The 5,090-nt window shown below is 63.7% G+C and carries 2 protein-coding genes and 1 pseudogene; all 3 read right to left on the minus strand.

Annotation, left to right across the window (positions count from 1 at the left end):
- Positions 1–1,672: pseudogene (locus LRA98_RS12440) on the minus strand (site-specific integrase); the annotation flags it as partial.
- Positions 1,669–4,362: a hypothetical protein gene (locus tag LRA98_RS12445; protein WP_238634208.1), complete on the minus strand. Its 2,694-nt coding sequence runs from the start codon at positions 4,360–4,362 to the stop codon at positions 1,669–1,671. The pseudogene LRA98_RS12440 and the gene LRA98_RS12445, both read right to left, overlap by 4 nt.
- The gene (locus LRA98_RS12450; protein WP_238634209.1) at positions 4,355–4,792 is read right to left on the minus strand and encodes a hypothetical protein; all 438 of its coding nucleotides are present in this window, start codon (positions 4,790–4,792) and stop codon (positions 4,355–4,357) included. The genes LRA98_RS12445 and LRA98_RS12450 overlap by 8 nt, the downstream gene beginning before the upstream one ends.
- Between the last annotated feature and the right edge of the window lie 298 nt (positions 4,793–5,090).

Genomic DNA, 5,090 nt, shown 5'->3' on the forward strand with positions numbered 1-5,090 from the left:
CAAGGCTGGCTAGCAGCACTAGGAGCGTTCCGCGCTGCGGCGTTTGTGCGTAACGGAAATCGATCCACTCGATGGCCCGCGTGAAACTCGCCTCGTCGATGAAGTTGGCGTTCGGTGTGTGGCGTCCTTTTTGCGCGAGACGTGGCGTGCGCAGGACCTCCAGCGGTTCCTTGGGGGCGTTGTGGAAGGCTACGAGGTGGGTATGGAAGCGCTCCAGTGCACGGGCGAGGGTCTTGCGCGTGCTCGCGTTCGCGGTGTCGTCGAGAGCGGTGGTGTAGATCTCGATGAAGTCGTCGCTGCAGGCGAATGCAGCCGGGTCGGTATCGGCAAGTTGGCCGACGAGTCTCGCCGCCGCCGCGTTGTAGAGGGCGTAGACGGTTCGCCCGCGCAATCGCCGGCGCCCCTTTTTGGGCTTCCGGCAAAGGCTTTTTGCCACCCATTCGCCGATGCGTTCGATGCTCTTCAAGGGCTGCGGCGTCTGGCGGTACTCGGCGATCCAAGCCTCGATGAGTTCCGGATCCGGCGGGTCGTTCTGGCGGATGCGCGAGGCTAACTCCCTCAGCGCAGCCGGCGCCGCCTCGCTCTCGGCGCTCTTGTCCACTGCCTCCGCGCCTGCCTCGCTCGGCGCTACGGAGTCGGCCGGTCGCTCCTTTGTTTTCGGGGCGAGCCGGGGAGGATTGCAGTCGATGGCGTGCCGGTGGGTGTGGAGGCGCTGCTGGACCGACGCCGGCCAGGACGTCGCAGTGTTCGCACCACCGGCGTGGCCGAGCAGGTAAGCGGGCAGATAAAGCGCGAAGCGGGTCTGCGCGACCGACACGAGCTGCGACCAGTTCTTGGGCAGTGCATCGGCGATGTGCGCGGTGCGTGCGAAGGCACGGATGCAGCGGTAGACGTTAGGGCCGGAGTGGGCCTGGCAGCGTGGGGGCTCTGGACGATTCTTGTCGGCGCGGGCGCGCACCAGGTTGAGCCGGGTGAGGGGGTCTGGATACCAGCGCATGTGCTGCGGGGCGCGTTTATCCTTCGGTGTGTCGTGCAACTCCATCCACAAACAATGCCCAGGTGGCTGCTCAAGTGCAGACGGCAAGGCCCAGAGCCAGGCGGGGCGGAGCAAAGCGCCAAAGAGCAGGGCGCTGAGAAATAGCCGTCCCCAGTAGGCCTGCGGGTCGTCGGCGGGTGGCGCTTCGGCGAACGCTGCCAGGGTCTGCTCGACGAGCGGCTCGAAGTGCACCATCTGCGCGAAGCTCGTGTGCTGGAACGGCGAGCGCGGTGCAGGTGGCAGTGGGGCCGGGATATCCGGGATCGGAATGCGCCAACGGCCGAGCCGATTGCCGGCGTCGAGGACTTCGGCGACCCGTCGCTGCGCTACGAAGCGCTGCTCGGACGGGGCCGCTGCTTGGACTTGGCTGATCAGGGTCCGCACGGTGGCAATTCGCCAGAGTTCGTCCCCCTCTGCGGGAGTGGGGCGGATGAGCTGCGGGAATTCGCGGCGGATGACTTGCCATACCGCGGCGAAAGCGTCTCCCTTGCAGGGCCCCTTCGAGTCGGCGGTGTCGGCGTCGATCGCTGTCCAGTCCGTCGCAGACGCATCCCAAAGGTGACGCCAGCCCATCCAGAACTCTTGGCGATAGGATGAGCCTGACGGGTCCTTTGGGGGCTGGGGTTCGCTGGTCACGGATGGCATGCCCGGTAGTCGAGAGTGGCCATGACCGCATCGAGGTACGGGCGGATGGCGTGGCGATAAGCGACCGGATCCATGGCTGAAGGACCGGCCCAGGGCTCCTCGCCGTAGTGCCAGTGTCCGAGGTGCGCGTTGATGAGAGTCGGGTCACAGCCCTCAGCGGTGAGGTGGCTTCGCAGCAGGTGGCGACCTGCGTTCTCGATGGGCCAGTGATTCGGGCAGACCCCGTTGCTGTGGGTGTAGATCTGACGGCCGGTGAGTTCAGTGGGTTCCCACGATCCGGGGTGCTCGGGAGTCGCGCTGTCGAGAAAGAAAAAGGTCCGGCGCAGATCGAGGTCGAAGTCTGCATCGTCGTATGCGGCACGGTCGCGATATTTCGTGGCCTGGCAGCGCAGCGTTGTCGGTAGTGCGGGGAAGGCGGTGAACAACTCGACAAGATGATTGAGGTAGATCTCGACCTGCTCCACGGCCACTGCCGGCAAGGCCACAAGGCGAGCGTGCGAGCCGTCGGCTCGGTCCTTCTCTTGAACAGCAATGGTATGGGTCGGCTTGTGGATCGCTCTGAGATCCGGGAACGGGGTGCGAATGCTCCGAGCCCCGGTAGCGATGACCAGCCCGAGGGCTGCGTAGAGGGTCATGGCGTTGTGGTATTTGAACCAGCTCTCGGGATCGATCGGGCCCGGGTAGTGCAACTGATCTCGGTTCGCGGTGATCAGCTTCTGCACAGAGCACAGCGAGGGCATGCGGTCATTGCCAACCCAGCTGGTCCGGATCTCGGTGCTTGGCGCCTGGTAATTGAACAGCGCCGGTTCCTCCGATGGCGGCGCGGTCTCCATGGCAAGCTCCTCAACAAGCAAGCAGAGCCGGCGCTGGTAGACGTCGGCGAGTTTGGCTCTGTGCCAGCTGGTGTAAAAGCGCTGCGTGTGGGCCCGCGGGTCGTTGATCCCAAAGAGCATGGCCGTGGCCAGGTGGTCGCCTTCCTCCTGCCACTCGAACCAGCTTGGTAAGGCCTGGGGCAGGGCGTCGAGTCGTGCCCAACGCGGTTCAATCCCGGCCGTGACCAGGGCGGGCTTGAAGTGCTTTTCCCAGCGGCTGCGGTAGGTTCGGGGGGTGCTTGCGAAAGGTGGTTTCCCATCGCCCGCTTCGGCGTAGTTTTTGAGGTGACAGCCGAGGCCGAGTACGTCCTCAAAAACGACCCGGGGCGATGTCTTGTGAACGTGCGCCCGTGTGGATTCGTTCAGCGGATGACGCTCCGGCGGGCTGTAGGGACGAATCCACATCCGGTGATCCGGGTTATAGGCAAGATCGTAGCGGTGGGGGAGCTCCGAGATAGAATCGATCAGGCAGATTCTGTGCACCGTTTCCAGCGAGGTGCCGGTGACCAGGCTTATAGCGCCGATCAGGGCTGTCTCCTGGCGTAGTGCTCGTTCGTTTCGCTCGTGCTGAGGTTCGTCATCGCGCTTGGGATGGGCGCTTTCGCTGAAGATCCTCCCGAGGGTATGAAACATGGCCCCAAGCTGCGCCATGCGGATGCGCTTGGGCTCGACGCGAAGCCGTTGCGCGTCCATGGCAATGCGCCGTGCTGTGGATCGGGCCCTAGCGTAGAGCGAAGGGAGTGGAGGCAAATCCGCAGGTTCGAAGTTTTCCTCGTGATCCTCAAGCCCGAGCAGGTCGCGTGTTCCGGCCCCCGCCGTCTGCGGGTCTTCGTACTCCGCGATGGTGATACCTGCGGCTTCGATCTGATGGCCTAGTGGCCCTGCGATGCTACGGCTATCCACACGGAAATTACCGCTGCCCCAACTGCTGACACCGGCCAGGAAGTCCTGCTGGTAGTACCAAAAGCCGCTGTGTCCCGGGTCCATGCGTTGCTCAGCGCGGCGCGACCCGGAACGGCTCCTGCCTTCTTCGGTGGCGGAGCCCGTGCGGTCTTTGAATAGGTCGAGGCCCAGGTCATGGGCGTCGGAAACGAGTTGGCCCAGGTTGGCAGCAGGGTATATTAGGAGGTGAGGCTCCGACGTGTGTCGGGTCTCCTCGCTCTTCACCGCTTGAAGCGTTCTGACGAGCGCGTCGGGATTATCGACTGCTGCGTCGACTCGGTCGATCAGCCAGAGGGCTTCTTGGTCATGCGCGAGCCGCAACACCCGCGAGGCTTGATAACGTCGGTCTTCGCCCGACGGGTTGCCGAGGCCTCTGAAAAGGCGGAGGTGGGCGGCCAGGAATTGGGCCCGGAGTCTGTCGTAGACCGCGGACTGGGGCGCATCGGGGTCGTGATAGACGTGCCAGAGCCCGCACCAGATCGGGTGAGTCGAGTAGTATCCGTGGAGCGGGGAGCGGGCAGTGCCCCGTTCGTAGATGGCCCCTTTTAGATACTCATGGCTGGCCCACAGCGGGTCGTCACCCGGGATGCGAAGAATAGCGTCTGTCCAGGCCCGGAGGGTTTCAAGGTCTTTGCTGTCGACATCAAGCTGTTTGAGGTGGGGGAGGATCGCCTGAACGTTCTCTGTGACCGGGAACAGGCCGAGTAGGCAGTCGGGGATCTGAAGGAGCGGTTGGACCTTATCGATCCATGATGCCGGGTCAGTACGACCGAGTCGCTCAAGGGCCTGTTTGAGTTCTCCGATCCGTGAGGAACGGCGGTCCGCAATCCTCGTGCGCGCCGGTTTGGATCTGCCACCATCACCCACGTTTGAGCGCCTGAAAGCTGGATACGGAAATGCCGAGGTAACTGGCGAGGGCCTTCTGTGTGGGCCGCGTCATCAGCAGGGTATCGAGTAGTTCTTGGTTGTCCTGAGCGGCCGCCCAGGCTCGAACCTGCTCGGCAGAATCCCTCTTTTGGATGAGTGGGGTGAGGAGGTCATCGACAAGTCGCGGGAGGTTGTCCGCATTCGGAGCGGGCGCGATCAGTACCCAGACCGGCGCATCCGCGGGCATGCGCGCCTTTGCCAGGGCCAAGGACCTTAACCCGCCAACGACTTTCAGGCCTTCGCCCTCCACCCGATGCGTGACGATCGGGTGGTGAAGGAGATACTCCTGAACGGCCGATTCTGTAAGGTCGGTCGCGACGCGCTGCGCCCGCGCGATGCTGGCATCTCGGGGAATGGTGAGCGTGTTCAAGCGGACCTGTTCAAAGCGGGGACGCCCGGGTGGCATCAGCTGTGTCGCAGTTTGCAGGCTTTCACTCAGTATGTGGCTGAATGACTGGAAAGGCAATCGCATGTCACCTAGAACACGGTGAGTCAAAACTGTTGGTATAAGCAACCTCGACTGGCTCAGGTTCTAGCGCCGTGCCAGCATTGGTCGATGAGCGGGCCAGGAGCTGGCTCAGCAGGTCGAGATGAGCCGGCGCCGTGAGCTCGCCCAACAGGTCGCCGGGGTCGGCATCTGGGAGTACTACTCATGGTGCGCTGTACTA

It is taken from the genome of Halorhodospira sp. M38 (assembly GCF_022227985.1).
GTDB classification, from domain to species: Bacteria; Pseudomonadota; Gammaproteobacteria; order Nitrococcales; family Halorhodospiraceae; genus Halorhodospira; species Halorhodospira halophila_A.